The organism is Microcystis sp. M44BS1 (assembly GCF_020244875.1).
Classification (GTDB): Bacteria; Cyanobacteriota; Cyanobacteriia; order Cyanobacteriales; family Microcystaceae; genus Microcystis; species Microcystis panniformis.
On sequence record NZ_JADBVM010000228.1, the window covers coordinates 1 to 2,697 of the forward strand.

Genomic DNA, 2,697 nt, shown 5'->3' on the forward strand with positions numbered 1-2,697 from the left:
GAAAAAATGACGATTGCCAAAAGCGACGAAACTGCCACCTCTCCGGCACTGATAGAAGAAGATTTCGAGGACTTCTGGGAACCCCCCCCACCCCCCACAGACTTAATTTTTGATGATGGTGAACCCTTGGAAAGCAACCGACACCGCATTGCCATGAATGTCCTGATTCGCTCCCTACAGCAGGGTTACGGCGAACGAGACGACTTCTACACCAGTGGCAATATGTTTATTTATTTCAGCCGCGAACAGGCGAAAAATCGCGATTTTCGCGGGCCCGATTTCTTTGCTGTCCTCAATGTCGATGGCACGAGAGAGCGACAGGGTTGGGTAATTTGGGAAGAAGAGGGACGTTATCCTGATGTTATCGTGGAATTAACCTCTCCTAGTACCGCTAAGACTGATAAAGTGCGAAAAAAGGCAATTTATGAGGGAACCTTCCGCACGCCGGATTATTTCATCTACGATCCTTTTGATGGCAATTCTTTACAAGGATGGCATTTAGGGGCCGACCAACGTTACCATTCTTTAGAACGAAACGAGCGCGGCTGGTTATGGTGCGAAACCTTAGGCTATTGGTTGGGAACTTGGGAGGGTACTATTGACCGAGAAACGGCAATCTGGGCCAGATTTTATGACTCGGAAGGCAATTTAATCCCCTTGCCAGAAGAAGCAGCACAGGAGCGAGCGGCTGCAGCACAAGAGCAATTAAATGCTACTCAGCAAGCTCTGGAAGCGGAAAGACAGCGTTCTCAACGGCTGGCGGCTCGTTTGCAGGAAATGGGGATAGAGCTATAGTATAGCTGTATTTGTTTAGGTGAGGAGGTAAACTACTGGTGTTCCTCCTCGCTTAAAGTCGGTTAATTTCTCCTTTCACGGTGGAGGGTTCCTGCAATCCCAGTCTATTTGAAATCTAGCTCGACACCTGTTTGCTGCTGTGATTAGCTTTTGGACAGTGGGTAATTATTGATCAGAGTTTTCTTGGATTCTTTCTTAAACAGTAAACAGTAAACAGTAAACTGATAACTGATAACTGATAACTGATAACTGATAACTGATAACTGATAACTGATAACTGATAACTGATAACTGATAACTGATAACTGTCTCAACTAGAAAATTTATTTGACACGACCACTTATACTTATATGTCTAATCTATCTTTGGGCGCGCAACCTCCCCTCGAATTTATCCCCCCTGACCTTAATCCCTTGCTTTTAAAGGGATGTCAAATCTTTTTACCTCTTTGGTTACAAACTCAAACCAACTTAAGAGAAATTTCGGCCGCCAATCTAGAAACTTTAATCACATTTTATCAAAAAAGTCAAGAGAAAAAAGTCCGTTTACTGCTCGCTTTCCGTCATCCCAGTATTAACGATCCCTACTGTATGGCCTATCTTGTGTGGAAATTAGTACCCAAAAAAGCCCAAGAGTTAGGAATAAAATTAAACAATCCAATTCACGCTCATTTTATGTATGATCGAGGGATTCCTTTATGGGCGGGAGAAAGGGTAGGATGGTTATATTCTAAGTTAGGTGGCACACCAATTCAACGGGGAAAAGCCGATTTAATCGGATTGCGTTCGGCTCGTCGTTTATTATTAGAAGGAGATTATCCTTTAGCCGCTGCTCCGGAAGGGGCAACTAACGGACATAATGAGCTTGTCAGTGCGATTGAACCGGGTATTTCTCAATTGGCTTTTTGGGGGGTGGATGATGTCAGAAAAGCTAAACAACAGCAAGAAGTGATTATTTTACCTATTGGTATTCAGTATTTTTATCTGACTCCAGTGTGGCAAGAAATCGAGCGAATTTTAACTAATTTAGAAACCGATAGCGGTTTAGAATCAATCCCGAATTCATCCCTAGAAGAAAATGTTTTATACGAGCGTCTTTTTCGGTTAGGACAAAGATTATTATCCTTAATGGAGGATTTTTATCGAGATTTCTACTATCAATCTTTACCTGTAGTACCTGCCAATGGTGATGATCCAAATGAAACCCTAGCCAAACGTTTAGCCAATTTATTAGATGTGGCCCTACAAACCGCAGAAAAGTATTTTCATCTTTCTCCTCATGGTAATGTGATCGAGCGCTGTCGTCGTTTGGAACAAGCAGGATGGGAACGCATTTATCGGGAAGAATTAAAACCCACTCATTCTATTTCTCCCCTTGAATTAGGATTAGCTGATCGACTAGCTGATGAAGCTAATTTAAGAATGTGGCACATGAGAATTGTGGAAAGTTTTGTGTCAGTAACTGGTTATTATGTCAAAGAAAAACCCAGCGTAGAAAGATTTGCCGAGACAATTTTATTACTCTGGGATTTAGTAACAAGAATTAAGGGAGGTAATCCCTTTTTTCGTCCCCAAATTGGTCAACAAAAAGCGATAATAACTATTGGTAAACCTATTTCTGTATCCGAGCGCTATGCCGATTATAAAAGCGATCGACGCTCGGCCGTAGCACAATTAACCCAAGATTTACAAACCAGTTTAGAAAGTTTAATTATTCATCAGTAGATAATTAGGGTTTGCTGAAAAAGTTTGTTGGTGGAGTCGGTTATCAGTTATCAGTTATCAGTTATCAGTTATCAGTTATCAGTTATCAGTTATCAGTTATCAGTTATCAGTTATCAGTTATCAGTTATCAGTTATCAGTTATCAGTTATCAGTTATCAGTTATCAGTTATAGATCGGA

Annotated in this window: 3 protein-coding genes; 2 read left to right on the top strand and 1 reads right to left on the bottom strand. The window is 41.3% G+C overall.

The annotated features are described in order from the left end of the window. The first annotated feature begins 6 nt into the window (after positions 1 to 6). Positions 7 to 795 (top strand): Uma2 family endonuclease, encoded by a 789-nt coding sequence (locus IM515_RS17710; protein ID WP_287695583.1) that lies wholly within the window; start codon positions 7 to 9, stop codon positions 793 to 795. 143 nt (positions 796 to 938) lie between these two features. On the opposite strand, the gene IM515_RS17715 is transcribed toward IM515_RS17710, so the two are convergent. After that, on the bottom strand, positions 939 to 1,109 hold the full coding sequence (locus tag IM515_RS17715) for a hypothetical protein (protein WP_287632857.1): 171 nt from the start codon (positions 1,107 to 1,109) through the stop codon (positions 939 to 941). A gap of 36 nt (positions 1,110 to 1,145) precedes the next feature. Between IM515_RS17715 and IM515_RS17720 the strand changes: the two genes are divergently transcribed. Further along, positions 1,146 to 2,519: a 1-acyl-sn-glycerol-3-phosphate acyltransferase gene (locus IM515_RS17720; RefSeq protein ID WP_287629104.1), complete on the top strand. Its 1,374-nt coding sequence runs from the start codon at positions 1,146 to 1,148 to the stop codon at positions 2,517 to 2,519. The last annotated feature ends 178 nt before the right edge of the window (positions 2,520 to 2,697 follow it).

Bases quoted from the DNA above. Each gene is read 5' to 3' on its own strand.
- IM515_RS17710 (WP_287695583.1), top strand. From the start codon at position 7: ATGACGATTGCCAAAAGCGACGAAACTGCCACCTCTCCGGCACTGATA.
- IM515_RS17720 (WP_287629104.1), top strand. From the start codon at position 1,146: ATGTCTAATCTATCTTTGGGCGCGCAACCTCCCCTCGAATTTATCCCC.